General features: G+C 51.2%; 25 protein-coding genes and 1 pseudogene. 20 read left to right on the forward strand and 6 right to left on the reverse strand.

Annotated features, from left to right (window positions below; genetic code table 11):
* The first annotated feature begins 145 nt into the window (after positions 1 to 145).
* Positions 146 to 1468 carry a CitMHS family transporter gene (locus H503_RS0102050; RefSeq protein ID WP_009015710.1) on the forward strand — a complete coding sequence of 441 codons (1323 nt, stop codon included), beginning with the start codon at positions 146 to 148 and terminating at the stop codon, positions 1466 to 1468.
* Between the two features lie 236 nt (positions 1469 to 1704).
* On the opposite strand, the gene H503_RS0102055 is transcribed toward H503_RS0102050, so the two are convergent.
* Entirely contained in the window at positions 1705 to 2100 is a 396-nt protein-coding gene (locus tag H503_RS0102055) for a hypothetical protein (RefSeq protein ID WP_009015711.1), read from the reverse strand.
* Between the two features lie 226 nt (positions 2101 to 2326).
* Between H503_RS0102055 and H503_RS0102060 the strand changes: the two genes are divergently transcribed.
* The 12 genes from H503_RS0102060 to H503_RS0102115 all read left to right on the forward strand — a co-directional run bounded on the left by H503_RS0102060 (position 2327) and on the right by H503_RS0102115 (position 10731).
* Entirely contained in the window at positions 2327 to 2638 is a 312-nt protein-coding gene (locus tag H503_RS0102060; RefSeq protein WP_009015712.1) for a LysO family transporter, read from the forward strand.
* On the forward strand, positions 2635 to 3258 hold the full coding sequence (locus H503_RS0102065; protein WP_009015713.1) for a LysO family transporter: 624 nt from the start codon (positions 2635 to 2637) through the stop codon (positions 3256 to 3258). Before H503_RS0102060 ends, H503_RS0102065 begins: the two co-directional genes overlap by 4 nt.
* 12 nt (positions 3259 to 3270) lie before the next feature.
* A complete protein-coding gene (locus H503_RS0102070; RefSeq protein ID WP_009015714.1) occupies positions 3271 to 3690 on the forward strand; it encodes a hypothetical protein in 420 nt (139 codons plus the stop codon).
* A gap of 254 nt (positions 3691 to 3944) precedes the next feature.
* Positions 3945 to 5120, forward strand: a complete 1176-nt coding sequence (locus H503_RS0102075; protein ID WP_016459856.1) for an ABC transporter substrate-binding protein — start codon at positions 3945 to 3947, stop codon at positions 5118 to 5120.
* A gap of 192 nt (positions 5121 to 5312) precedes the next feature.
* Positions 5313 to 5924: an ABC transporter substrate-binding protein gene (locus tag H503_RS12800; RefSeq protein ID WP_026385405.1), complete on the forward strand. Its 612-nt coding sequence runs from the start codon at positions 5313 to 5315 to the stop codon at positions 5922 to 5924.
* A gap of 83 nt (positions 5925 to 6007) precedes the next feature.
* Complete coding sequence (locus H503_RS12805; RefSeq protein ID WP_016459855.1) at positions 6008 to 6403, forward strand: ABC transporter substrate-binding protein; 396 nt, start codon at positions 6008 to 6010, stop codon at positions 6401 to 6403.
* A gap of 114 nt (positions 6404 to 6517) precedes the next feature.
* Positions 6518 to 7411: a branched-chain amino acid ABC transporter permease gene (locus H503_RS0102090; RefSeq protein ID WP_016459854.1), complete on the forward strand. Its 894-nt coding sequence runs from the start codon at positions 6518 to 6520 to the stop codon at positions 7409 to 7411.
* A gap of 12 nt (positions 7412 to 7423) precedes the next feature.
* On the forward strand, positions 7424 to 8371 hold the full coding sequence (locus H503_RS0102095; protein WP_009015718.1) for a branched-chain amino acid ABC transporter permease: 948 nt from the start codon (positions 7424 to 7426) through the stop codon (positions 8369 to 8371).
* Positions 8368 to 9153 carry an ABC transporter ATP-binding protein gene (locus H503_RS0102100; protein ID WP_009015719.1) on the forward strand — a complete coding sequence of 262 codons (786 nt, stop codon included), beginning with the start codon at positions 8368 to 8370 and terminating at the stop codon, positions 9151 to 9153. The genes H503_RS0102095 and H503_RS0102100 overlap by 4 nt, the downstream gene beginning before the upstream one ends.
* The gene (locus H503_RS0102105; RefSeq protein ID WP_009015720.1) at positions 9153 to 9857 is read left to right on the forward strand and encodes an ABC transporter ATP-binding protein; all 705 of its coding nucleotides are present in this window, start codon (positions 9153 to 9155) and stop codon (positions 9855 to 9857) included. Before H503_RS0102100 ends, H503_RS0102105 begins: the two co-directional genes overlap by 1 nt.
* 12 nt (positions 9858 to 9869) lie before the next feature.
* Positions 9870 to 10538 carry a CBS domain-containing protein gene (locus H503_RS0102110; protein WP_009015721.1) on the forward strand — a complete coding sequence of 223 codons (669 nt, stop codon included), beginning with the start codon at positions 9870 to 9872 and terminating at the stop codon, positions 10536 to 10538.
* Positions 10528 to 10731, forward strand: coding sequence for a DUF951 domain-containing protein (locus tag H503_RS0102115; RefSeq protein WP_009015722.1), 204 nt, complete (start codon positions 10528 to 10530; stop codon positions 10729 to 10731). Before H503_RS0102110 ends, H503_RS0102115 begins: the two co-directional genes overlap by 11 nt.
* A gap of 398 nt (positions 10732 to 11129) precedes the next feature.
* On the opposite strand, the pseudogene H503_RS11735 reads toward H503_RS0102115, so the two are convergent.
* Both H503_RS11735 and H503_RS0102125 read right to left on the reverse strand, forming a co-directional pair.
* Positions 11130 to 12541 (reverse strand): annotated as a pseudogene (locus tag H503_RS11735) (YfcC family protein).
* A 3-nt stretch (positions 12542 to 12544) separates the two neighbouring features.
* Complete coding sequence (locus tag H503_RS0102125; protein WP_009015724.1) at positions 12545 to 13735, reverse strand: amidohydrolase; 1191 nt, start codon at positions 13733 to 13735, stop codon at positions 12545 to 12547.
* A gap of 570 nt (positions 13736 to 14305) precedes the next feature.
* Here H503_RS0102125 and pepV point away from each other — a divergent pair.
* Positions 14306 to 15682, forward strand: a complete 1377-nt coding sequence (gene pepV / locus H503_RS0102145; RefSeq protein ID WP_009015725.1) for a dipeptidase PepV — start codon at positions 14306 to 14308, stop codon at positions 15680 to 15682.
* 213 nt (positions 15683 to 15895) lie between these two features.
* Here pepV and larC read toward each other — a convergent pair whose 3' ends face one another.
* From larC to larE, 3 genes are read right to left on the reverse strand one after another with little or no spacing between them, the layout of a single operon-like run.
* Positions 15896 to 17218, reverse strand: coding sequence for a nickel pincer cofactor biosynthesis protein LarC (gene larC / locus H503_RS0102150; RefSeq protein WP_009015726.1), 1323 nt, complete (start codon positions 17216 to 17218; stop codon positions 15896 to 15898).
* Positions 17215 to 17970 (reverse strand): nickel pincer cofactor biosynthesis protein LarB, encoded by a 756-nt coding sequence (gene larB, locus H503_RS0102155; RefSeq protein ID WP_009015727.1) that lies wholly within the window; start codon positions 17968 to 17970, stop codon positions 17215 to 17217. The genes larC and larB overlap by 4 nt, the downstream gene beginning before the upstream one ends.
* Positions 17970 to 18713, reverse strand: a complete 744-nt coding sequence (gene larE / locus H503_RS0102160; RefSeq protein ID WP_016459852.1) for an ATP-dependent sacrificial sulfur transferase LarE — start codon at positions 18711 to 18713, stop codon at positions 17970 to 17972. Before larE ends, larB begins: the two co-directional genes overlap by 1 nt.
* Before the next feature lie 194 nt (positions 18714 to 18907).
* On the opposite strand from larE, the gene H503_RS0102165 reads away from it, so the two are divergent.
* The 6 genes from H503_RS0102165 (at position 18908) to H503_RS0102190 (ending at position 23772) form a co-directional block, all read left to right on the forward strand.
* Complete coding sequence (locus H503_RS0102165) at positions 18908 to 19459, forward strand: biotin transporter BioY (protein WP_009015729.1); 552 nt, start codon at positions 18908 to 18910, stop codon at positions 19457 to 19459.
* A 25-nt stretch (positions 19460 to 19484) separates the two neighbouring features.
* Positions 19485 to 20171 (forward strand): dethiobiotin synthase, encoded by a 687-nt coding sequence (gene bioD / locus H503_RS0102170; protein ID WP_009015730.1) that lies wholly within the window; start codon positions 19485 to 19487, stop codon positions 20169 to 20171.
* 15 nt (positions 20172 to 20186) lie between these two features.
* Positions 20187 to 21527 (forward strand): adenosylmethionine--8-amino-7-oxononanoate transaminase, encoded by a 1341-nt coding sequence (gene bioA / locus H503_RS0102175; RefSeq protein WP_009015731.1) that lies wholly within the window; start codon positions 20187 to 20189, stop codon positions 21525 to 21527.
* A 72-nt stretch (positions 21528 to 21599) separates the two neighbouring features.
* A complete protein-coding gene (locus H503_RS0102180) occupies positions 21600 to 22835 on the forward strand; it encodes a M24 family metallopeptidase (RefSeq protein WP_014128037.1) in 1236 nt (411 codons plus the stop codon).
* Between the two features lie 65 nt (positions 22836 to 22900).
* Entirely contained in the window at positions 22901 to 23218 is a 318-nt protein-coding gene (locus tag H503_RS0102185) for a hypothetical protein (RefSeq protein ID WP_009015733.1), read from the forward strand.
* Complete coding sequence (locus tag H503_RS0102190) at positions 23218 to 23772, forward strand: manganese efflux pump MntP (protein WP_009015734.1); 555 nt, start codon at positions 23218 to 23220, stop codon at positions 23770 to 23772. The genes H503_RS0102185 and H503_RS0102190 overlap by 1 nt, the downstream gene beginning before the upstream one ends.
* Positions 23773 to 23776: the final 4 nt, after the last annotated feature.

Here is a 23776-nt window from a genome sequence, read left to right on the forward strand (position 1 = left end):
ATAGCGGACCTTTCAAAAAATAAATACAGATCCTTCGTAAAAAGATAAGGAAGCCTTGCTTCTTATCAGATACAGCGAGCTGCCGTCCGTGGCTCTGCATCAGGAAGCAAGGAAGTGCTTCCTCAAAGAGAAAGGAGAATGAATTATGCTGTTAGGTTTGGTTGGGTTTGCGATGATTTTTCTCGTCGTCTACCTTCTCATTTCAGGGAAGGTCAGTCCTATGGTCATCTTTGTAGCTGTGCCTTTTGTGGCAGCCCTCATCTGTGGCTTTACGCCAGCTCAGATTTTTGAATTCATGAAGAAAGGGGTTACGACGACCATGAGTACGGCCGTCCTTTTCCTCTTTTCCATCGTTTACTTCAGCATCATGAATGATGTGGGGCTGTTTGATCCTTTGGTGAATTTTCTTGTCAAACGAGCAGGAAACAACATCGTCCTTGTGACCATGGCAACGGGCATCATTGCTACGGTTGCCCATTTGGACGGAACCACGGCAGGAACCATGCTTATTACGGTTCCCGCTGTCCTGCCCATCTACAAAAAGCTTCATATCCGTCCAGTTGTGATTTGCTGCATCATTGCCGCCGCTATCAGTATCATGAACCTTGTCCCTTGGGGAGGACCGACCGCTCGTACAGCCATCGTGACAGGGCGCGACGTGAACGCCATTTGGCAGGAACTGCTGCCGCTACAAGGTCTTGGCATTATCCTGATTCTTGCTTTTTCTGCTTACCTGGGCATGCTTGAAAAGGCGCGCGGCGCCGGCATCAACCCGACGGGCAAAGCGGCTGAACTTACAGAAGATCTTAATTCCGATGATGGCGGCCACGGAGAGACGGACAGCATGAAGCGCCCCGAACTTGTCTGGATCAATGCCCTTGTTACGGTCGGTGTCATCCTGCTTATGTGCCTGACGAAGATTCCTCTTTATGGAGCCTTCATGATTGGCCTTGCCTTTGCCCTTGCCATCAACTTTAAAGGCGCCAAGGCCCAGGCAAAAGCCGTTTCCAACCACGCGGCTGCCGCCCTGTCGACGCCGATGATCCTTTTGACGACAGGGGTCTTTATTGGCGTCCTCAAGAATACGAAGATGATGGATGCCATGGCAAACATGCTCATTGGTATTATGCCTCAGGCCATAGGGTCTCATCTGCCGATTTTCATTGGCGCCTTGTCGGGTCCCATCGGCATGATGCTGGGCACGGACTCTTTCTTCTTTGGGTTCATGCCCCTCGTCTTGGGTGTCGGTGAAAAATTTGCCGCCAGTGCTCATGACATTGCCATGGCCATGCTCATTGGCAAGGATTTTACCATCCTTGTCACGCCCCATAACGCGACGACATTCCTTCTTTGCGGTCTTGCCGGTGTCAGCATCAAAGAACATTTGAAGTTCTGCACGCCTTATCTGTGGATCCTTAGCTGGATCACGCTGGCAGTCGCGGCCCTTATCGGAATCGTTGGCATCTGACCGTGAATCTGTCAAATGCGAAAACTGGATCCGTAATCGTCAGGCAATCTTGAAAAGATGCTAAAAAATCTAGTTGGAAGTACGAGAGATTACGGCTGGTTTATCCGTGACAAATAGACTCTGCTACAAATAGGCCCATCCGGTTCAATTGAATCGGATGGGCCTATTTGTATGGGGCCGATGATTTTACATCCCCTATTTTTCATTTCCTCTGACGCGGCCTGGTTTATTCCCCATCAGATGCGGCCATACAGGGTGGGGCGCTTGTCAGATGCGTTATCGTTGGGGCGCTTGTTATCTTTGCTGCGGTCATTTTGCTTGTCTTTCTTATCAAAGCGCTTGCTGTCTTTCTGGTTTTCCTTTTTGGGTGCTTTCTTCTTGTCTTTCAATGTGTCCTTGCGGCGTTCTGCTTCTTTTTTTGGAGCCTTTTTGACCTTTTTATTCGGGGTCTTTTCTTTGGCTTGCGGTGCGCGCCGATCTTCACCCTGCTGCATGGCGGCGGGACGATTGGGATCAAAGGCAGCAGCTTCGGCTGTCTGCATCATGCCAGCACCCATGGTTACGGCCATGCCCATGACCAAGAGGGCAGCTACATTTTTGGAAACGGTTTTCTTTACTTGCATCATATCCATGATAGGGACCTCCTTATGCGGGGATGACTGTATGACTCCCCTGCTGTGCTACGAGTATAGGTACCTTACATGAAAGTCACATGAAAATTTGGCGTATTTTTTCTTTTTTCTTCTCAAGGAGAGCGAGGCGCTTCTTTCTTTTCCTTCTTAAATACGATACAATAATAATGAAAAAACAATCAAAACCATTCGGAAATGATACGTCTTAGGGAAAAGGAGTCCAAGCATGCTGGAATTGATGTTTACCCTGGCTTTGGGAATTATTCTGGGGCTTTCGGGCCGCATGACAAGTTCGGTCAGTCACGCCCTTGGCGTGATTACGAAGATCTGCCTTTTTATCATGATTTTTTGCCTGGCTGCCAAGATTGGCTGTGATGAAGCCGTCATCAAGGTCTTGCCCCTCATTGGGCGCAATGCCTTCTTCCTTTGTTTTGGCGGCATAGCAGGTTCTTTCTGTCTCATGGCCCTCGTCGGATGGCTTCATCGGGAAGCTTTTACTCGCCTTCTGTCAGAAGGTGAAAGGAGGCAAAACTCATGATTGGGATCATTTTTTCTGCCCTTTTTCTCGGTTTTTTTACAGGGCGATTTTTCCTTGCGCCGATAGCCAAACCCCTTCTTGATACCATTCTCATGACGGCTCTTGCCGTCATGGTTTTTTGTGCCGGTGCTGATATTGGCAGCAGCCGTCAGATTGTACGCCGCTTTCTTACGGTTAAGACCTTGGGCCTGTCCCTTCTCGTCCTTCTGGCAACGAATGTGGGCAGTCTTGGCGGCGGGTTGATCATGGGGTATCTTATGGGAGTGCCTTTTCGGGATGCCCTACTCGTGAGTGCTGGCATGGGATGGTACAGCCTGTCTTCCGTCCTGCTCAGTGCCGCTGTGGGTACTGAAACGGGGACGCTAGCCTTTCTTGCCAATGCCCTGCGGGAACTGCTGACCATCCTTGGTATTCCGCTTCTTGCCCGTTTCTGCCATTTACCCCTTGTCGTTGTCGGAGGCGCGACGAGCATGGATTCAACGATGCCCATCCTGCTCCAGTGTGCTGGACGCCCGGCGGCGATTTTGGGCTTTGTCAATGGATTCCTTCTTTCTTTGGAGATTCCCCTTCTTTTTGCTTTTCTGCTCTCACCGACAGTCAGCGCTTTCCTCAATCGATAAGGAGTTTTTCATATGTATGTCATTCCCGCTTTCTTTTTCTTGATGGAATTGATATTTCTTTTTCATTACCGTAAGATCTATTACTATCACCAATGGCTTCCTAATTTATGGCGGAAGCGGACCCAAGGGGTTCGGCTGATCATCCTGTCGAGGGATATCATCCTCTATCTGTTTCTGTCCCTTGTCCGGATGCTGTACCTTCTTTATGCCATTTATATCGTCCTTTTTACCCCTTATTGGCAGCCGGGCTGCATGCTGCTTTTTTTAAGTGCCATGCCCCAGCTTGCCGTGGCCTTTCGCATTGACGGACTTACGGAAAAGGACCGGACGACAGGGCTTGTTTATCCCACCCGCTTATTTCAGGCCGTCATGAGTGGATTCGTTCTTTTTATTCTTGGTCAATTTGCTTTGGGCACGACAGTGTACTTATAAAATGGACAAAAGTCTATAAAATAAGAACAAAATGATGATTATGTAAAGAATGATAAGATGATTTTTTTAAAAATACTATTTTTATGTATAAAATATGTTGACAAAAATGTGATGTTGTATATAATAGGTTATATCTTGTTTGGCCGGTCATAGACGAATAAGGGAAAAACTCACGGAGAGCGGTGGAAGACAAGGAATCCGGCCCAGTTTCCCTCAAGGTTGCCAGCAAGGATCAAACAACGGAGGTGTTTATTATGAAATCATGGAAAAAAGTGGTGGGTGCTGTGTGCATGACCACACTGGTCGCAGCTGCCGTGGCAGGCTGCGGCAAATCGGGCGGTAAGTCAGGCGGAGGAGATACCATTAAGGTCGGCGCCCTATTCGAATTGACCGGCAACGTTGCAAACTATGGGACATCCACCCTCAATGGGTTCAAGATGGCTGTTGATGAAGTCAATGCCAAGGGTGGTGTAAACGGTAAGAAAATCGAGGTTGTCCAAGCGGATAACAAGTCGGAGCCTTCCGAATCGGGCAATGCCGCGACAAAGCTTGTTACGCAGGATAAGGTTGTAGCGGTTGTCGGACCGGCGACTTCCGGTTCTGTTGCAGCGGCAGAGCCAATCCTGACGGCCAATAAGACGCCTCTTATTGCACCGTGTGCAACGGCTCCCGCCATTACCCTTGGTAAGGACGGCAAGGCCAAACCCTATGTCTTCCGTGCCTGCTTCATTGACCCGTACCAAGGCAAGATCATGGCTGAATTTGCGGCAAAGGATCTGAAGCTCAAGAAAATTGCAATCCTGAATGATTCTTCCAGTGACTATTCCAAGGGACTGGCTGAAGTCTTCGAAAAGACGTTTACGGAAAATGGCGGTCAGATTGTGGCCAAGGAAGCGTTCCTGTCCAAGGACGTTGACTTCAAAGCCGCCCTCACCAAGCTGAAAGCTGCAAACCCCGATGCCCTCTACATCCCGGGTTACTATGAAGAAGTTTCCAAGATCATCAAGCAGGCTCGTGAAGTCGGGATTACCACCCCGCTCTTAGGGTCCGATGGCTGGGATTCCCCGAAACTGGTTGAAATCGCCGGCAAGGAAAGTACGGACAAGACTTACTTCACCAGTGCCTATACTGCACAGGATAAGGATCCTGGCGTCCAGAAGTTCATCAATTCCTATAAGGAAAAATATGGCAAGGTTCCTGATGTTTTTGCCCTTCAAGGCTACAATGCCGGTCTGGTCCTCTTCCATGCACTGGAAGAAACCAAAGGTGAAGGCGGGACGAAGCTGGCGGAAGCCATTGCTAAGACCAAGGACCTCCAAGTTGCCAATGGGAAATTCTCCTATGATGAACATCATAATCCGATCACGACGGCCCTGATCCTTGAACTCAAGGACGGCGTCCAGACCCTCGTGAAGAAAATCAACGGATAATCAATATATCTGACAGGGACACAAGCCGTGGGAAGCGCCCATGGAACCCCCTGAAAAGCGGTGTCCCGAAGCCTTAGGCACATGCAGGACTTCGGGACCCGCTTTTTACATAGATAGCCAATGAGTAAAGAAGCAAAGCAAAGCAAGGCTGGATAGAGGGATTCCTATGAAAGCAGGAAGGTGGCGTTACAGATGTTGGCAGTGGGACTGGTACTTACCGGTCTTACGACAGGATGTGGCTCCCAAGGGGCCAGGAACACCATCAAATTAGGTGGGAACCTTGAAATGACAGGAGAAAGTGCCAGCTATGGGATTTCTTCCCGTAATGGGATCGAGCTTGCTCTCAAGGAACAGAACGAAAAGGGCGGCGTCCTTGATAAGAAGGTCGAGCTTGTTGTGGCCGATAACAAGTCGGAAGCAACGGAAGCCACCAATGCTATGCAGAAACTGATTCCCCAGGACCGCGTCATTGGGGTCATTGGGCCTAATCTTTCAAGTGTGGTCATTGCATCCACCGCCGTGAGCGGGGCGGCAAAGACGGCTGATATTTCGCCCATGGGAACAAATCCACAAGTGACGGTGGATGGTTTGGGGAAGGTCAAACCCTATAATTTCCGGGCCTGCTTCATCGATCCTTTCCAAGGAACGGTCATGGCGCACCTTGCCCTCAATACGCCTAAGGTCAAACGGGCAGCCATCATGATTGACAACTCCTCAGACTATTCAAAGGGCCTTGCCCAGTTCTTCAAGAAGCAGTTTGAAAAGGGCGGCGGTGAGGTTGTTGCTGAAGAGGTCTATCTCTAGAAGGATACGGACTTCAAGGCGACGCTGACCAAGATCCGTACCCGGCAGCCTGATTTTCTCTATATTCCTGCTATTATCAAGAAGTGGGGCTCATTGTTCGTCAGGCCCGTGAATTAGGGCTTGATATCTTGATGGGCGGCGACGGCTGGGATTCCCAGCGTCTTGCGGAAATTGCTCAAGTGGAAAACCTCAACCGCTGCTGCTTTTCCAGTCCCTATTCGGCAGAAGATACGTCTTCCATCAACCAAGCGTTCGTCGCGGCCTATCAGAAGGAATACAAGGAGCGGCCCGATGTTTTTGCGGCTCTTGCCTATGATTCGGCCAAGCTTTTTCTTAAGGCATTGGAAGAAGCGGGAAGCGCGGATCCACAGAAAGTCGCCGAAGCTTTGTCCAAGACCAAGGAGATGGCCGGTGTTTCCGGGACTAAGACCTTTGGCGCTGACCATAACCCAATCAAATCGGCGGTCATCATTGAATGAAAAGAGGGGAAACAAACTTTCCGTGCGAAAGTCGATCCCTGAATGAACGTATCCATCCATAGGGCGGCAGACTTGTTCTGCCGCTGCCATTATGAAAAAAGGGAGGCCATGTCTATGGAATCTGGTTTTATGCATCAACTGCTGCAGCAGCTTATCAATGGTCTGTCCCTGGGCAGTATCTACGCACTGATTGCGCTGGGCTATACCATGATCTATGGAATCTTGAAGCTCATCAATTTTGCCCACGGTGATATCTATATGGTGGGCGCTTATATTGGGTATATTGCGACAACAGTCTTTCATCTGCCCTTTTTCCCGTCCCTTCTGATTGCGATGGCGGGGGCAGCCCTTGTCGGTATGCTCATTGAACGTGTTGCTTATCGGCCGATGCGCAATGCACCCCGCATTGCCATCCTCATTACGGCCATTGGCGTATCTTTTTTCCTTGAAAACGGCATGATCCTTCTGGCATCACCGCAGCCGCGTACGTTTTCTTCGGATTTTGCCGCGTCTGTGTACAATGTCGGGGGGCTTGTGATCAATAGCCAGCAGATCATCATCCTTGGCAGTACCATTGTCCTCATGCTGGCCCTGACGTATATTGTCAATTATACAAAAATCGGCAAGGCCATGCGTGCTGTTTCCTTTGACGCCGATGCGGCCCGCTTGATGGGCATCAATATCGACCGCGTCATCAGCATGACTTTTGCCCTGGGTTCGGCCCTTGCTGCTGCTGGCGGCGTACTGGTTGGGATCTATTATAATTCGATTGATCCTCTCATGGGGATGGCGCCCGGCATCAAGGCTTTCGTGGCGGCTGTCCTTGGTGGGATTGGAATCATCCCCGGTGCCATGGTGGGCGGCATCATCCTAGGCATTGTAGAAGCCCTTGTATCGGGCTTTATCTCCTCGACGTTCCGTGATGCAGCTGCCTTTGCCATCCTCATTTTGATCCTGCTTTACAAACCGCAGGGGCTCTTTGGCAAGAATATCCGTGAAAAAGTATAAGGAGGTGGCACGATGAATGTATTTCTCAAAGCAGATCTGAAAAAACTTGGTTTTTGTGCCGCCCTTTTTGCCGTGCTCTATGTGCTTTTGGAGATGGAAATCATCGGGGCATTCTGGGAACTGAACCTCGTCCTTATCATCATCAACATCATCCTGGCGACGAGCCTTAATATGATTAACGGCTATACGGGGCAGTTTTCCATTGGACACGCTGGATTTTTTGCGGTAGGCGCCTATATGGGAGCCATCATGACAGTCAAACTGGGTTATGATATGCCCGTTGCCCTTATCGCAGGCACCCTTTCCGCAGGCCTGTTGGGTTTTCTTGTCGGGCTGCCGACCTTGCGTCTTAATGGGGACTATTTGGCTATTGCGACCTTGGGTCTTGGTGAAATCATCCGCATCTGCATTCTCAACATCGAGTATGTAGGCGGCGCGTCGGGCCTTATGGGGATTCCCCGCCTGACGACCTTTCCCCTGGCCTTTTGGATCATGATTGCAATCCTCTTTTTCATCAAAAACTTCAAGAATTCCGCCTATGGCAGGGCCTGTCTTGCCATTCGTGAAAATGAGATTGCCGCTGATACGATGGGCATCGATACAACCTGCTACAAGGTTATGGCCTTTACGCTCGGTGCGTCTTTTGCCGGAACAGCAGGCGTGCTCTTTTCCCACTATTTCTTCATTGCCCATCCAGCGTCCTTTACTTTTATGAGAAGCTTTGACATCCTGACCATGGTGGTCCTGGGCGGCCTTGGATCCATGACGGGGTCAATTACGGGTGCCATTGTCCTGACCTTTATCTCGGCTGCCCTTTCCGATTTTCCGGAATGGCGTATGCTCATCTACTCCATCGCTATGATTGTCCTCATGCTCTATCGGCCCCAAGGCCTGTTTGGTGACAAGGAACTGTCCCTTGCGATGATCAAGCGCTTCAAGAAGGGAGGAAATAAATCATGACGGCAGAAGATAAAAAACGCCTCCTCGATCTTGATAATGTCTCCATCGTTTTTGGCGGACTGCGTGCCGTTTCGAACCTTTCCATGCATATCGATGAACACGAACTCATCGGTCTCATCGGACCAAACGGGGCCGGCAAGACAACGGCCTTTAACCTTATTACAGGGGTCTACGTCCCGACAGAAGGGGATATCACCTTTAATGGGGTCCGCATCAATGGCAAGAAATCCTATCAGGTCACGCAGCTGGGGATGGCCCGGACTTTCCAGAACATCCGCCTTTTTTCGGAGCTGCCCGTCATTGATAATGTGAAGATTGCCTATCATATGCATATCGGGTACAATCTTCCTGAGGCTATCTTCCGGACCCGTAAATATGTCCAGGAAGAGAATGAGGTCACGAAAAAGGCCATGGAGCTCCTTACAATCTTCCATTTGGAAGACCATGCCTATGACCTAGCAAAAAACCTTCCCTATGGGGCCCAGCGCCGCCTTGAAATTGCAAGGGCGCTTGCGACGGAACCTAAGTTGCTGCTTCTTGATGAACCGGCGGCGGGCATGAATCCGCAGGAAACGAAGGAACTCATGGAAATGATCCGCTGGCTCCGCGACCATTTCCACTTGGCTATCCTGCTGATTGAGCATGATATGGGCCTTGTCATGGGAGTTTGCCAGCGCATCTATGTCCTGGAGTATGGACTTTGCATTGCGAGTGGAACGCCGGATGAAATCCGCCGTAACAAACGGGTCATTGAAGCTTATTTGGGCGAGGAGGTGTCATAATGCTGGAAGTCAAGGATCTGGAAGTTTATTATGGTGCCATCCATGCCGTCAAGGGCATCAGTCTGCGTGTCGAAGATGGGCAGATTGTGACCCTCATTGGGTCAAACGGTGCTGGCAAGTCGACGACGCTCCATACGATTTCGGGCCTCATCAAACCCCGTTCAGGCAACATCCTTTTTGATGGGACGGATATTACGGGGACGCCGGCCCATAAGATTGTCGCCTCCGGTCTCGTCCAGGTGCCGGAAGGGCGCCACGTCTTTGCCAATATGTCCGTTATGGAAAACCTCGATATGGGGGCGTATCTCCGCAAGGACAAGGACGGCATTGAAAAAGATAAGAAGAAGGTCTTTGAGCTCTTCCCCCGCCTTTTTGAACGAAAGAACCAGCTTTCAGGGACCCTGTCCGGTGGGGAGCAGCAGATGCTTGCCATGGGACGGGCTTTGATGGAACGGCCCCGTGTCCTCTTGCTGGATGAACCGTCCATGGGCCTTGCCCCGCTTCTTGTCAAGGAAATCTTTTCCATCATCAAGACCATCAACGAGGAAGGCACGACGGTCCTCCTCGTCGAACAAAATGCCAATATGGCCCTGTCCATTGCTGACTACGCCTACGTCCTTGAAACGGGACGCATCACCCTCAGTGGGCCGGCGGCTGATCTTTCTGCCAGTGAGGCCGTCCGCAAGGCCTACCTGGGCGGCTAAGGAGGAAATAACATGCGCATAAAAGAAATCATGACACCGACAGTGATCTCCATCCGCAGTGACCAAAGTCTTCTGGAAGTGCGGGAACTGATGCTGAGCAATAACCTGCGCCGCATCCCGGTTACCGATAAGGAAGGACTCCTTATGGGTATCGTTACGGACGGGGATGTTTCCCGGGCTACGCCGAGCGATGCAAGTGTGCTGGACCGTTATGAGGCCAATTACCTGTTGGGAAAACTTAAGGTCAGCGATATCATGACCAAATCCGTCTGGACAGTCCGGGAATCGGACAGCGTCGAAACCGCCGCCTACCTGCTGTACACCCATAAAGTTGGGGCCCTGCCTGTTGTAGACGGGACGAACCATATTACGGGTATCATTTCCGATACGGATATCTTTAAGGCTTTTGTAGATATCATGGGATATAATCAAACATCAACGAAGGTTGTTATCGATACGAAGGATAAAGTGGGTGTCATTGCCGAACTATCCCAGATCTTTACGGAAAGGGGGGTAAACATCATCTCAATCCTCTCCCGGACGCTTGCTGGCGATGAACGGGAAGTCACAATCCGCGCTGATCTCACGCAGGCCATGGATATTGTGGAACGGATCCGCGATGCCGGCTATGATATCAAGGAAGTTTCGACCTTGAGAGTGGAGGCAGGCCATGAAGGATGATGTTGCGCTCCACACAGGAGATGTCGTACGAATGAAAAAGGCGCATCCCTGTGGCTCTTATGAATGGGAGATTACCCGTACGGGCATGGATATAGGCATCAAATGCCGGGGCTGTGGCCATTTTGTGATGCTGCCACGAGCCAAATTTATGAAAAGCGTCCGTGATATCCTGGTTCATCAGGAAGAATCATGATAGGTAGCAAACAAGCCCCCGCCGCACGGTTGGGGGTTTTTGTGTGTTCAAAGGGCAGGAAATAAAGGCTGTGAAAAAATGAAAGATCCATTTCTTTGCCGTCTTTTTTCTTTATGTATTGAGCTGACCCATAAATACGAAATGTGTCTAAGACAACATAGCTGTTGTGCAGAAAGCAAGAGGGAGAATAGGAATGCGAATCATTCCAAGCGCCATCGTTATCTTTTAAAAGACCAGCCCCTTGCAGCAGCCAAATAAAAGCCAAGAGTCTTAACCCAAACCTGCGCTTACGTTGCAGGATAAGCAATGAGCCCCTTGCGTTAGCTAAGGCAAGGGGCTCATATTCTGCCTCAAATCGGTCTAGTTGTTGGGCTGATTTGAGGCAGCTCCGTTGACGCTCAGTAGCCAATGACAAACCCAATGGCCACCATGATGGCCTGGACCCCGACGAGCATGATGAACAGCGGGGTAAAGAACTTCCACCATTTCATCATGGAAACGCCGGCAATGCCGCAGGCGATGGGAAGCGTGGTTGTAGGCCACATGATGTTGGAAAGGCCGTCACCAAACTGGAAACAGAGGACGGCAAGCTGGCGGCTCATACCGAGCAGGTCTGCCAAGGGGGCCATGATTGGCATGGAAACAACGGCCTGGCCGGATCCGGAGGGGATGAGGAAATTGAGGAGGGTCTGGACAATCAGCATGGCTTCCGCAGCGGCAAGCTGAGGCAGCGCGGACAGGGGCATGAACATGCCGTAGACGAAGGTGTCCATATATGGCCTGTCTGCATGACAATGAGGATGCCACGGGCAAAGCCGATCATCATGCAGGCTGCTGAAATGTCCCGGAAGCTTTTTTCAAGGCTGCGGGCAATCTGGTTCGGATTCCAACCGACAAGGATGGCGGAAATGAGTCCCATGATCATAAAGAGGGCGGATAGTTCCGTAAAGTACCAGCCGTAATATTTGCAGCCATAGACCAAGGCAATGACCCCAGCGAAAAAGACCAGGAGGATGAGGATATGACGGAAGGTGAAGGGATGCTTTTGCAGTTCTTCTTCCGTGATGGCAAATTCATTCTTGGTCCCGTAGACAAGGCTTTTTTGGGGATTCCTAGCTACCTTGAGCGCGTAGCGGATGGTATAAAGGGAAGCCACGGCAATCATGGCAAGGTGGGAGAGAATCCGAAAGCCCGAGCCGCTCATGATGGGAAGCTCCGCAATGGCTTGGGCCGTTCCTACGGTGAAGGGGTTCATAAAGGCACCTGCATAGCCGATGGCTGTGGCACAGGAAACGATGGCAAGGCCAACGATGGCGTCATATCCCATGGCAATGGTGATGCCTACAAAAATTGGGATAAAGGGCAAGGCTTCTTCGGAAATTCCAACTGTCGAGGAGGCAAAGCTGATGACTGTCATGAAAAGGGGAATGATGAGGACCCGCATCCTGCCGCGGACCACGCGCAGGAGCTTGGCAACCAGCCCGTCAAAAGCACCGGAGCCAATGATGAGGCCAATGAAGCCGTAGGCAATGAAGAGAAAGAGAATGACCGGCGCCGCGTCCTTCATGCCAAGGTAAATACACTTGAACATTTCAAAAAAACCGACCGGATGGGCTTTGACAAGGTGATAGGTACCGGCCTGGACAATCTTTTGGCCCGCACTGTTGGTGACGCGGTTAAAGTCGCCAGCCGGCAGGATCCAGGTCATGATGGCTGCAAAGACAATAATGCCAAACAGCAGGACAAAAACATGGGGCAGGGCCCACCGGGAATTTTTCTGATCGGGGGTTTTTTCCGTTTCTTCAGACATCGGTCATCCTTCCTTTCCTGTAACGGATTGCTCAAATTCTTTTTGCACGGCCACACGGTATCCGGCGTCGTTAAACACGGTCAGGACCATTTCCGCGATGACGGCAGCCCCTTTGGCCATTTGATCTAAGGCGTGGGGGGTTATAGTGGCATCACGCAGGGCTGTCGAGTGGCCGGGACAGGCCTTGTCCGAAATCGAGATATAGGCATGGAGCGTCGGACAGCGGTAGCTTACATTGCCGGCATCTGTCGAGCCGCCCGGTGGCAGGGGGTCCCCAACAGGTTCCCCATAGGAGGTGAAGAGTTCCTTAATCTTTTCTTCTAAAAGAGGAACCCGCACCATGTCGTCAAAGTCAGGCCCTGCGAGGGTAAATTCCACACTGCAGTCAAGGGCAAGGGCGGCTCCTTTGGCACAGTTTTTGACGATCTGGTCCAAGCGTTCAATTTCCCGTTTGACAGGATAGCGGAATTCAAAGCGGAGGGCGGCCCGATCAGGCACGACATTGGGGGCCTTGCCGCCTTCAGTGATGATGCCGCTGGCAATGGTAAAGGGATGGAAGGAATCCCGTCGGGCGTCTACCAGATCGAGAAATTTGCGCAGGGCAGTCAGCGCGTTGTGTCCATCCCAAGGATCGCCAGCCGCATGGGCCGTTTTCCCCGTAAAGGTGATTTCGTAGGCACGCAGGGCATTGGCCTGCGTATTGGTGCGGCTTATGCCGCCTGACGTGCTGTGCATCATGATGGCAAGGGCATCCCCGTCAAAGACTCCTTCTTTGGCAAAGATGAGTTTGGCGCCAACGGTTTCCTCCGCCGGTGTCCCAATGACTTCGAGCGTCCCGTGAAATGCGTCTTCTGGAAGCTCACTAAGAACAATGCCTGCAAGAACCGACAGGGGACCATGCAGGTTATGCCCGCAGCCGTGACCAATGCCTGGCAGGGCATCGTATTCGACCATGATGGAACATTTTGGACCTTCCCCTCGTTTCAGTGTGGCGCGAAAGGCCGTATCATAGCCGAGCTCTTTTTCCATAAAGGGGTATTCAATGGTAAAGCCATAGGGGGCAAGGGCATCAACAATGGCACGGCTGGAAGCGGTTTCTTCCATGGAAATCTCCGGATGGTCATAAAAGGCGCGGACCAAGGTTTCGGCTTCTTTGCGGTGTTTGGCGACTTGTTCTATGATGATTTTGTTCATGATAGACTTCCTTTCCTTTTAATGGCTTCAAGACCTTGTCCTGATGCTCAGTTTTTGATACGTCCCATGATAGCACAAAGTACCTTACTAAAGTAAAAATTTCCTAAAAAAGGGTAATTCTGACAATACCTTTCTTGAAAATCGTATCAATTGGTACAAGAAAAGCCTTTCTCTTTTAGTGGCCGATTTTTCTAAAAAAGAAAAAAATAGAAGAAAAGGGAAAAAGCTTTGTCCTTTTTATGCGGACATTAAGGAAGGATTTTCTGCAATCCCCTTTATTTGAAGGTTTTTGAAGGATGCCGGGAGGCTCTTTTTGGGAAAAGTGGACAGTTTTGGCAAAAAGAGAAGAAAAAGAAAGAAAAATAACGATATTATTACAAATGATACGATATTATTGACATAATTCTGAAAACTGGATACAATAGAGTCATGAAGTTTTAGAAATCCCCTTTATGATGGGAATGAGCTTCCTTTTTTTGAAGCTTGCTGACGAATTGGGATGCAGCCTTCAGCCTGCTGTTTCTTTTCAGCCCTGTCATTTTGGAATGGACATATAGAGGAGGAATCACGATGGAACTCAAAGAATCCGTTGCTCGTCAAAAACAAGCGCTGCTCAAGACCCTGTCGGAAGCAATCAAGATCCGCAGCGTCCAGGAAGAAGCTAAACCGGGAATGCCTTTTGGTGAAGGCCCTGCCAAGTGCCTTGCTTATATGCTGAAAGTCTGCGAAGACATGGGCTTCCGTACCAAGAACGTAGATAACTACATGGGTTGGGCCGAAATTGGCGAAGGTGATGAAATGGTGGCCATCCTTGGCCATTTGGACGTCGTTCCTGAAGGCAAAGGCTGGGATAAGGATCCCTACAGCGGTGAGGTTGATGACACGAATGTCTATGGACGCGGTGCCATGGATGATAAGGGGCCAGCCATTGCGGCGCTTTATGGCATGAAAGCCATCGTTGATGCCGGCCTGCCCCTGAAACGCCGTATCCGTATCCTCTTTGGAACAAATGAGGAAACCGGTGCTGCCGATATGGATTATTATCTCGAAAAAGGCGGAGAGGTCCCAGTTTGCGGATTTACGCCCGATGCAGAATATCCTCTCATCAACGGGGAAAAAGGAATCGTCAATGCCGACTATACGACGCACTTCACGCAGGATGGCGAGGTAAAGCTTGTCCGTATCCAAGGCGGTACGGCCTACAATATTGTTCCTGCCCTGTGTGAAGCGGAATTTGCTGCGCCCAGTGAAGAAGCTAAAGCGCTTGTCTCCCGCTTTAATGGGAAAGACGGAATGACCGTCGAACTCACAGAAGGCGGCTTCAAGGTTACGACCCACGGTAAGGAAGCACACGGTTCCCATCCGGAACTGGGTGAAAACGCGATTGGCAAGCTGCTCCTTGGCATCAAGGAGTTCCCTCTGTCCAAGGGCCTCCAAGAGGCGGTGACTTTCCTTGCTGACAAGATTGGGATGGATCCTTATGGTGAAAAGATTGGCATTGGTCTGGAAGATGAAGTGTCGGGCAAACTGTCCTTCAACATGGGTATCCTGGAAGGAGATGCCGATCACCTGACCGTAAAGATCAACTATCGGTATCCTGTAACAAAGACTTATGAAGATTGTGCTCCCAAGCTGACCGAAACCTTTAAGAAGGCTGGTTTTGAACTGACCAGCGAAGAACACAAGGGTGCCCTCTACGTAGATGAAAAGACCCCTTATGTCCAAACCCTGCTCGATGTCTATCATGAAATGACGGGTCTTACGGGCGGCGCCATGAGCATCGGCGGCGGCACCTATGCCAAGGCCATTCCTAATATCGTTGCCTTTGGACCCATTTTCCCGGGTGATACGGTTCGTGAACATCTCCCCAACGAATTCTGGGAAATTGAGATCCTCATGAAAAATGCCCAGATTTACGCCGAAGCTATGTATCGTTTGGCTAAATAGGCTTGACCCTGCTTTCTTCATCCGGCACTTTGGCATTCCCTGTCTAATCGTACCCACATAGATCCCTTTCCTACGAACCTTGTCTTCAGACTGCAACTTTTTCTTACATCAAACCCCATTTGATTTTCGCTGGGGTACCGGATGATGTCTTATTCTTGCAAAAAAGCTGCGGAGCGTTTGCTCCGCAGCTTTTTTGCTTTTTAGTACAAGCCGTTATTTTGCTGTTTGACGCGCCAGCCATAAAGCCTGCTGTACCCGTTCCCTGGCCTGCCGAAGAGAAATTCCCTCAGTTGCGGCAAGCTGTGACAGGTCCTCATATTCTGCCTTTTCTCGCGATATACCGTAGCCGGAAGCCCGTTTGATATGAATTTGCTTTCCTTCAACAGAAATAGAATAGGTGGAACGCTCCATTTCGTAGCGGGAAAAAGGATATTCCCGGACGCCCAAGGTAGAGGTGTGGGCAAAGAGGGTCCGAACAAGGGCAGCCTTGTCCGTTTCTTCACAAAGGACCGTCAGGGCAAGGGCGGGGCGGGATTTTTTCATGTAGATGGGAGTCATGTAGGCGTCAAGAGCCCCGTTTTTGCGGCATGCTTCCATGGCAAACGCAGCTTCCTCGCCTGTCATATCATCAATTTGGCAGGTAAGATGCCATAAGCTGCGGACCTTTTCCCCCGTTTCTCCCAAAAGGGTACGGAGTACATTGGCCACGGGATAGACCTTGTGGCCGAGTCCATAGCCAATGGCTTTTGTGGTCATGACGGGAAGGGGACCAAAGTGTTGAACGAAATGCTTCAGGATGGCTGCTCCTGTCGGTGTGCATAGTTCCCCTTGAATGGTCCCGCCGTAGATGGGAATCCCTTCGAGCAGGTAGCCCGTGGCCGGCGCCGGTACGGGAAGGATGCCGTGGGCGCAATGGACGAAGCCAGAGCCAATGTGGATGGGAGAGGCCATGATCTTTTCAGGCGCCAGATCATGGATGAGGTAGCAGGCCGCCGCAATATCGGCAATGGCGTCAAGGTTTCCGACTTCATGGAAATGAATCTCCGAGACTGGTTTTTGATGGGCCCGACTTTCAGCTTCGGCAAGGGCATCATAGACAGCAAGGACATCGGCCTTGACGGAATCTGTCAAATGAAGGTCCTTTACAATGGCTTTGATATCGGACAGGTTATGATGGGAATGGTGATGGTCGTGATGCCCAGGTTCCCTGTGTTCATGATGGTGTGTATGTTCATGGTGGTGCTCGTGATGCCCTGCGTCCCCGGTTGGTACAGGGCCCGTAGGAGAAAGGCCCGCAAGGGCTTCATGGTCCAGGACATCGAGGGTCTTTTCCTCCTTGCCACCGATTAGGACACGCATCATGAGTCCGGAAATTCCGCAGTTTTCCCCTCGAAGAAGGGTATAGGTAACGTTGGGGATGCCTATGGCATTCAGGCGGGGAAGGATTTCCTCTGGATGGGGATAAAGGGAAAGGAGGGAAGCTGTGATCATATCACCGGCAGCTCCCATAGAGCAGTCAAAATAGAGCAGTTTCATGAGTTTGTTCCTTTCACATGGTTGATGAGGTGGGCCTGGTAGGCGGCACCAAATCCATTGTCGATATTGACGACGGACACGCCGCTGGCACAGCTTGTCAGCATGGCACAAAGGGCCGTGACGCCCTTGAAGTTAGCTCCATAGCCAACGCTGGTGGGGACGGCAATGACGGGACAGCGGACAAGGCCGCCGACAACGCTGGCAAGCGCGCCCTCCATGCCCGCAATGGCAATGATGACGGAGGCTTCCATCAAGTCATCGAGATGGCTAAGAAGGCGGTGGAGACCAGCAACGCCCACATCCTGGATGGCTTTGACCCGGTTTCCGAGCGCGAGGGCTGTGAGGCGTGCCTCTTCAGCTACGGCAAGGTCACTGGTTCCGGCTGAAAGGATCAGGATGGTTCCATGCCCCGTTGGCTCGGGAAAAGAACCTAGGATGCCTATGCGTCCCGTCGCTTCGTAATGGAGGGGCAGGGTCTTTTGAATCTGTTCGGCTTTTTCTTGGGACAGGCGGGTAATGAGGACAGGACTGTCACTTTCCTTTTTGAGGACTTGGGCAATGCCTTCAATCTGCGCGGCGGTTTTTCCGGCTCCGTAGATGACTTCCGGAATCCCTTGTCGCTGGCCCCGCTGCGTATCAACTTGGGCATAGCCCAAATCGACAAAGGGTGCCTTGCGCAGGCTGAGGGAGGCCTCTTCAATGGACAGGGTTCCTTCCTTGACTTGCTGAAGAATCTTTTCAAGGGCAGCCATCAGCGCACCTCCAAATCCAGGAAGACCCCGTCATAGCGGGTTCGGAGCACGGCAAGGATATCCTCCCTGTGCTGTAAGAGCAGCGGGATCTGAGCTTCCTTTACCTGCAGCTTGGCACAGTCAGCAAAGAGCCGGACCCGAAAATCGGAAAGCCCAAGGCCCATGAGGTAGGTCTCCGCCCATTCAGTCCGTTCCAATTTTTCTTTCGTAATGGGTTCCCCTGTGGGAATCCGCGTGGCAAGGCAGGCATAGGAGGGCTTGTTCCAGGTGGGAAGCCCTAGGGCCCTGCTTCTTTCCCGGATCAAGGATTTGGTAAGGCCGCACAGGCGCAGGGGTGAAAGGACGTCCAGTTCTGCAAGGGCTTTCATGCCCGGCCGATCGGAAGCGTCATCGGAGGCGTTTGTGCCGTCAAGGAGAAGATTGTAGCCGTCTTTTTTGGCGGCTTTCCAAATGGTGGAAAAAACGGCTTTCTTGCAAAAATAACAGCGGTCTTTCGGATTTTGGACAACGGTTTCATTTTGCAGGACATCAATGGGAAGGAGCGTGTGAGTAATGCCAATCTTTTTTGTCAGCGCTTTGGCCCCTTCCAGCTCAAAGCGGGGGACAAAAGCGGAATCAATCGTATAGGCATGGACAGACTGGGCATACTGGGCCGCGGCTGTCACAAGATAGGTAGAGTCCACACCGCCTGAAAAGGCAATGGCAACTCGGGGATGTGCCTCAAAAAAGGCTTTGAGGTCCATGGGAATCACTCCTTTTTAAGGACTTTTTTCTGTCCCCATTATATCATTGATGAGCTGGATTTCAGGAAAAAAGAAGCGTGAATTTTTTTAGACAGGCCCTCTATCAATTAATGCGTTAACCATAGTAAAATGCTAGGTTGACTAAAGGCTGGCGGCGCCGTAGAGTAAAAAGGATTTCGAATCGAGGTGAAACCATGCAAACAAGAAATCTACGTGAACTCGTCCTCTCGAGCCTCTTTGTAGCGCTTATTGCCATCGGTGCCATTATCCGTATTCCTCTTGGCTCAACGGTCTATACCCTACAGTTTTTAGCCACCCTTCTTGCCGGCGCCTTGCTAGGCGGCCGCTTAGGGGCGCTTGCTGTCCTGACCTATACGGTGATGGGCCTTGTTGGTCTGCCAGTCTTTGCTTCAGGGGGCGGCCCCAGCTACATCCTGCAGCCGACTTTCGGCTATCTTGTGGCTTTCATGCTTCAGGCTTATGTTGGGGGAACGTACATCCGGCGCAGCGGCCCGATTACGTTCAAAAAGCAGCTGACAGCGCATCTCATCGGCCTTGTCATTGTTTACACCGTAGGCATCGCTTATTTTTATGCAGTGAGCCGATATTTGCTGCAAAGCACCATGACTTTCGGTGTCATGCTTTGGTACTGTGCGGTGCTGCAGATTGTCCCCGACCTTGTCATTTGTGCCGTGGCCGCCCTTATTGGGGAGCGGGCCTACCGGATCGGTCTTTGGATCAAGTAAAAAAGGAAAAGAAAGAAGGAAGAACATGGGAAGAGGATTGTTTGTTACAGGTACAGGAACGGATGTGGGAAAAACTTTCGTCACAGCCCTCATGGTGAAGAAACTGAGGGAGCATGGGTATGACGGAAGCTATTATAAAGCGGCCCTGAGCGGAGCCGAAACAGGAAAAGACGGGGGACTGATTCCCGGCGATGCCCAGTTTGTGAAAATGGCGGCCGGGCTTTCCGAAGCGGCGGGGGATCTTGTGACCTATATCTACAAAGAGGCCGTATCACCTCATCTGGCCTCCCGCTGGAATAAGGATTCCATTGACCTTACAAGGATCCAGGAAGATTACGCCCGCCATTTGGCCCGTCATGACTATCTGACTATGGAAGGCAGCGGCGGCATTATTTGCCCTCTTTCTTGGGAATCGGAAAAGCGGCTGCTGCTCGAAGATGTAATCCTTGCCTTGAAGCTCCCTTGCGTCATTGTGGCGGACGCAGGTCTTGGAACCATCAATGCGTCGGTTCTTACGGCGCGTTATCTGAAGGAACGGGGAATCCGTGCAAAAGGGTTCTTCTTTAACCATTGGGATGAGACCGATCCCATGCAGCAAGATAATTGGGCCATGACAGAGGCGCTCACGGGGCTTCCCATCCTTGCCGGCATCAAGGACGGCGATAGGGATCTTTCCTTGTCTGCAGACCGCCTTGCCGCCCTATACGAATAAGAAAGGAGCTATTCCATGAATGATTATCAGCAGCGGGATCTTGCTCATATCTGGCATCCCTGCTCCCAAATGAAAGATTATGAAAGCCTGCCGCCCCTTTTTGTGGATCACGCAAAAGGGGCCTGGCTCTATGATGAAAAGGGGAAGGCCTATCTTGATATCATCAGTTCCTGGTGGGCCAATCTCCTGGGGCATGGCAACCCCGTCATCAATGAACGCATCAAGGCCCAACTGGAAAAGCTCGAACATGTGATCTTTGCCGGCTGCACCCATGAAGCGGCCATTACCCTTACAGAAAGGCTCCTGCCCCTTTTGCCTAAGGGGCTGACAAAATTCCATTTCAACGATAATGGATCTTCCTCGGTTGAGGCCGCCCTCAAGATTGCCTTCCAGTATCAACTCCAGACAGGCCACGGTGAACGGACCCGCTTCATGTGCCTTTCCGATGGGTATCACGGCGAGACCATCGGGGCCCTTTCCGTAGGGAGCATGGATCAATTTGCAAGGCTCTATCAGCCCATGATGATGGATAATATCCATGTAAAGGCCCCGGACTGCTACCGCTGTCCTTTTCATAAGACGCGGGAAAACTGCCAGGGAGACTGCATCCAGTACGCGGAGGAAACCTTTGCCCAATCTGCCAAGGAAACCTGTGCCCTCATCGTGGAACCACTCCTGCAGGGCTGCGCCGGTATGCGCGTTTATCCGGCTGTGTATCTGAAAAAACTGCGGGCGCTGTGCGATGCCTATAATGTGCTTCTTATCTGTGATGAAATTGCCACGGGATTTGGCCGGACGGGAAAACTATTTGCCTGTGACCATGCAGGAATCACGCCGGATATCATGACCGTTTCCAAAGGACTTACCGGCGGTTATCTGCCTATGTCCATCACGCTCACGACGGATGCTGTCTACAATGCTTTTTATGCGGATTACAGCGAGCACAAGGCTTTTGTCCACAGCCACACGTATGCAGGAAATCCTTTGGGCTGCGCGGCGGCTCATGGCGTCTTGGATGAACTTATGGACCATGGTGTCCTCAAAAAGGCCCAAACCCTTGCCCCCTGGCTTACGGAGCAGCTTACCCAGCGCGTAGGGGAACATCCCCATGTCGGGGAAATCCGGCATATCGGACTGATCCATGCCTTGGAACTGGTGGCGGATAAAAAGAAGAAGACGCCGTATGATCCTTCCCGCCGCATGGGCTATGAACTTTATCAGAAAGCGCTTTCCAAGGGGCTTTTGCTGCGGCCTTTGGGAGATGTGCTCTATTTCAATCCGCCCCTTACGATTTCCCGGGAAGAGCTGACTTTTGCCCTGGATGTCCTTGAAGACGTACTCCAAAGCCTTTCTTAAGAGGCATTGCACTCTTTGGCTCAAGCTCCTATAATAAGGGCCGTACCCTTGTAAAAAAGGAGCTGATGGAAAATGGCCATCCTTGAACATGATGCCTTTATGAGTGATGAGCTGCGTCGTGTCCCCCTAAAGGAACTGACAAACCGTCTGGATTCTTTCCGCCGCGTTATGACAGAACGCGACCCGGCATGGAAAATGGCGGTCATTACGGATAAAATCGATATGTATTATTTTGCGGGAACCATGCAGGATGGGGCCTTCATCATCCGGCCGGAGGATGCCATCCTCTGGGTTCGGCGGAGCCTTGCCCGGGCCAAAAATGAATCTCTCCTGCCGGAATCCATGCTTCGCCGCATGCACAGTTTTCGCCAGCCAGCAGAGTTTTACGGAAAAGATATACCGTCTGTCATCTATTTGGATAACAAGCATACCAGCCTTGAATGGCTGGGATTCTTCCAGAAGTATTTTCCCATGAAGCAGCAGCGGGACCTGACCCCTGTCCTTGCGCAGCTGCGCAGCATCAAGAGTGATTATGAACTGGAACTTTTGACGCGGGCGGGACGCATCCACGAACAGGTTCTGATCCATGATGTGGCCCCCTTCCTTCACGAAGGCATCAGCGAGGCGGAACTGGCCGTCCGTCTTTATCTCAAGATGCTCCTTCTGGGAAGCCATGGTGTGGCCCGGACCAATCGACCGACCGGGGAAGATGTCATTGGGCTGGCCTCTTTTGGGAAAAGTGCCCTTGTCCGTACGGCCTTTGACGGTCCCGGCGGCACGGGCGGAACCTGCGTGGCTGTCCAGAGCATTGGGTCGGCCTTCCGTCTCCTTAAACGGGGTCGCCTTGTCTATCTTGATATTTCCTGCGGGGTCGATGGCTACAATACGGATAAGACCGTGGTCTATTACTATGGGGACCTGAATCGGGATCCTGACCGCGAAAAGATCCTGAAGGCCTATGCCTACTGTCTGGCCCTTGAAAAGGAAACCGTTTCCCTTTTGAAGCCCGGAGCTGTTTTTGGCGATGTCTATGATACGGTCATGGCACATTTTGATCCAGCCTACGAACCGTATTTCATGAATGGCGGCCGTTTCTTGGGCCACAGCATCGGTCTTGTTATGGATGAGACCCCCGTCATCACTCACGGTGTGAAGGATATGGTCAAGGAGAACATGGTCCTTGCCGTGGAACCGAAGATTGGCCTTCCCGGTATTGGCATGGTGGGCACGGAAAATACCTATTTCATTGGGAAGGATGGGCCTATTTGCCTTACGGGCGGCCCGGTTCCCCTTGCTGTCATCAAATGAACTCGCCAAAAAGGACACTCCGTGATACAATATAGGGCATGAGTCCAACCTGAGGGGGGAGCCTTATGGCAGATGAAGAAACCTATATCCTGACAAAAGAGGATTTCCAGGAACAACAGGAAGTCATCAAGAAACAGATCCTGGGCAACACAAAACTGGAAGGCCGGGAAAAACGCATGGCCCTTACCGTCCTGGACGGAATCGGTCAATCCGTCATGGCTGGCGGCGTCCGGCAGCACGGGATCACCAAACAGATGATGAAGGTGAGCCTGCCTATCTTTGGCAAGATGAGTGAGGATAAACGCCACAATGAAAAGGAACTGAAGGTCCTTCGGGCACTGACCATGGTGGTATATGAGGCCCTTTATGGGAAACGCCGCTGATGACAGCACTGACGATTTTTCTCATTGCTGTATCCCTGTCGATGGATGCTTTTGCAGTTTCTGTCTGCGGCGGCATGCGCCTTGCCGAGGATCGGAAATTTAGGGGCGGCCTTCAGTACGGGGCTTGGTTTGGTATCTTTCAGGCTTTGATGCCTTTTTTAGGTTATCATTTGGGCCTGTATTTTGCCGCTTGGGTAGATGCCTATGCCCACTGGATCATTTTCTTGATCCTTTCCTGGATTGGCATTGGAATGATCAAGGAGGCACATGAAGAAGTCTCCTGCAAGGTCATTACAGGACCTTTGACGATGTTGGGCCTTGCGGTTGCTACCAGCATCGATGCCTTGGGCGTCGGTGTGGGCTTTGCCTTTGAAGGGCTCGACATTGGACCTACGGTCCTTGAAATTGGGACAATCACCTTTTGTTTATCCTTTATGGGCTGTGTTTTTGGATCCTATATTGGAATGAAAGGAAAAGCCAAAGCGGAATTGATGGGCGGCCTTGTACTTGTCGGCTTAGGGATAAAGAGTCTCCTTGGCCATTACTTTTTTTGAGAGA

The sequence above is a fragment of the Acidaminococcus intestini DSM 21505 genome, from assembly GCF_000425045.1.
GTDB classification, from domain to species: Bacteria; Bacillota; Negativicutes; order Acidaminococcales; family Acidaminococcaceae; genus Acidaminococcus; species Acidaminococcus intestini.

What these genes read in the sequence shown, in the direction of transcription:
- H503_RS0102110 (WP_009015721.1), top strand. Translation starts at nt 9,870, where the DNA reads ATGCGCATAAAAGAAATCATGACACCGACAGTGATCTCCATCCGCAGT.
- bioA (WP_009015731.1), top strand. Translation starts at nt 20,187, where the DNA reads ATGAATGATTATCAGCAGCGGGATCTTGCTCATATCTGGCATCCCTGC.
- pepV (WP_009015725.1), top strand. Translation starts at nt 14,306, where the DNA reads ATGGAACTCAAAGAATCCGTTGCTCGTCAAAAACAAGCGCTGCTCAAG.
- H503_RS0102185 (WP_009015733.1), top strand. Translation starts at nt 22,901, where the DNA reads ATGGCAGATGAAGAAACCTATATCCTGACAAAAGAGGATTTCCAGGAA.
- H503_RS0102165 (WP_009015729.1), top strand. Translation starts at nt 18,908, where the DNA reads ATGCAAACAAGAAATCTACGTGAACTCGTCCTCTCGAGCCTCTTTGTA.
- H503_RS0102100 (WP_009015719.1), top strand. Translation starts at nt 8,368, where the DNA reads ATGACGGCAGAAGATAAAAAACGCCTCCTCGATCTTGATAATGTCTCC.
- H503_RS0102190 (WP_009015734.1), top strand. Translation starts at nt 23,218, where the DNA reads ATGACAGCACTGACGATTTTTCTCATTGCTGTATCCCTGTCGATGGAT.
- H503_RS0102065 (WP_009015713.1), top strand. Translation starts at nt 2,635, where the DNA reads ATGATTGGGATCATTTTTTCTGCCCTTTTTCTCGGTTTTTTTACAGGG.
- H503_RS0102105 (WP_009015720.1), top strand. Translation starts at nt 9,153, where the DNA reads ATGCTGGAAGTCAAGGATCTGGAAGTTTATTATGGTGCCATCCATGCC.
- bioD (WP_009015730.1), top strand. Translation starts at nt 19,485, where the DNA reads ATGGGAAGAGGATTGTTTGTTACAGGTACAGGAACGGATGTGGGAAAA.
- larB (WP_009015727.1), bottom strand. Translation starts at nt 17,970, where the DNA reads ATGGCTGCCCTTGAAAAGATTCTTCAGCAAGTCAAGGAAGGAACCCTG.
- larC (WP_009015726.1), bottom strand. Translation starts at nt 17,218, where the DNA reads ATGAAACTGCTCTATTTTGACTGCTCTATGGGAGCTGCCGGTGATATG.
- H503_RS0102060 (WP_009015712.1), top strand. Translation starts at nt 2,327, where the DNA reads ATGCTGGAATTGATGTTTACCCTGGCTTTGGGAATTATTCTGGGGCTT.
- H503_RS0102050 (WP_009015710.1), top strand. Translation starts at nt 146, where the DNA reads ATGCTGTTAGGTTTGGTTGGGTTTGCGATGATTTTTCTCGTCGTCTAC.
- H503_RS0102055 (WP_009015711.1), bottom strand. Translation starts at nt 2,100, where the DNA reads ATGGATATGATGCAAGTAAAGAAAACCGTTTCCAAAAATGTAGCTGCC.
- H503_RS0102180 (WP_014128037.1), top strand. Translation starts at nt 21,600, where the DNA reads ATGGCCATCCTTGAACATGATGCCTTTATGAGTGATGAGCTGCGTCGT.
- H503_RS0102095 (WP_009015718.1), top strand. Translation starts at nt 7,424, where the DNA reads ATGAATGTATTTCTCAAAGCAGATCTGAAAAAACTTGGTTTTTGTGCC.
- H503_RS0102075 (WP_016459856.1), top strand. Translation starts at nt 3,945, where the DNA reads ATGAAATCATGGAAAAAAGTGGTGGGTGCTGTGTGCATGACCACACTG.
- H503_RS0102125 (WP_009015724.1), bottom strand. Translation starts at nt 13,735, where the DNA reads ATGAACAAAATCATCATAGAACAAGTCGCCAAACACCGCAAAGAAGCC.
- H503_RS0102115 (WP_009015722.1), top strand. Translation starts at nt 10,528, where the DNA reads ATGAAGGATGATGTTGCGCTCCACACAGGAGATGTCGTACGAATGAAA.
- larE (WP_016459852.1), bottom strand. Translation starts at nt 18,713, where the DNA reads ATGGACCTCAAAGCCTTTTTTGAGGCACATCCCCGAGTTGCCATTGCC.
- H503_RS12800 (WP_026385405.1), top strand. Translation starts at nt 5,313, where the DNA reads ATGTTGGCAGTGGGACTGGTACTTACCGGTCTTACGACAGGATGTGGC.
- H503_RS0102070 (WP_009015714.1), top strand. Translation starts at nt 3,271, where the DNA reads ATGTATGTCATTCCCGCTTTCTTTTTCTTGATGGAATTGATATTTCTT.
- H503_RS0102090 (WP_016459854.1), top strand. Translation starts at nt 6,518, where the DNA reads ATGGAATCTGGTTTTATGCATCAACTGCTGCAGCAGCTTATCAATGGT.